Source organism: Kytococcus schroeteri (genome assembly GCF_042433515.1).
GTDB classification, from domain to species: Bacteria; Actinomycetota; Actinomycetes; order Actinomycetales; family Dermatophilaceae; genus Kytococcus; species Kytococcus schroeteri.
The window spans coordinates 1-684 of sequence record NZ_JBHLVH010000035.1; the positions used below are offsets into that span (position 1 = coordinate 1).

The 684-nt window shown below is 69.2% G+C and carries 1 protein-coding gene; it reads right to left on the reverse strand.

Translation table 11 applies throughout. From position 1 onward, the window contains the following. The coding region (locus ACFFHC_RS11570) for an IS481 family transposase (protein ID WP_379805556.1) at positions 1-684 on the reverse strand (684 nt) is incomplete at both ends.

A 684-nucleotide genomic window follows, 5' to 3' on the forward strand; every position in this document is an offset into this window, starting at 1 on the left:
GATTGTAGAAGTGGATCCAGCCGGGGAGGGCGTCGCGGCGTTCGGTCTCTGAGGTGTAGAGCTTGGCGTAGGCCCACCCGTCGGCCAGGGTGCGGTGGAAACGTTCGATCTTCCCGTTGGTCTGCGGTCGATACGGGCGGGTCCGTTTGGCAGTGATGCCCAGCTCGGTGCAGGCCTGGCTCCACGCGGCGGACCTGTACGCCGAGCCGTTGTCCGACAGCACCCGTTCTACCGTGACGCCACGCTCGGCGAACCACGCGACGGCCCGGCGCAGCACACCGATAGCGGTCTCCTTGCGTTCATCGGCGTGCATCTCGACGTAGGCGATCCTGGTGTGGTCATCGATCACGGTGTGCAGGTGTCCCACCCCGAGCCTGGGCTGGTACCGGTGGTCGCGGGTGCCTTCCCGGTCGGAGGTCGCCGCACGGTGCTTCAGGCCCTGCTGCCGCCCCACGAAGCGGTGCCCACCCCCGTCAGGGATCCGCCCGAACTTCGTGACGTCGACGTGGATCAGTGACCCGGGGTGAGGGTGCTCGTACCGGCGGACTGGTTCGCCGGTGACCCGGTCGATGCGGGCCAGCCGGTTCAGTCGGCAGCGCACGAGCACGGCATGGACCGTGGAGGCCGGCATGCCCAGCTCACCGGCGATCTGCACCGGGCCGAGCCGGCGTCGCCACCTGGCCT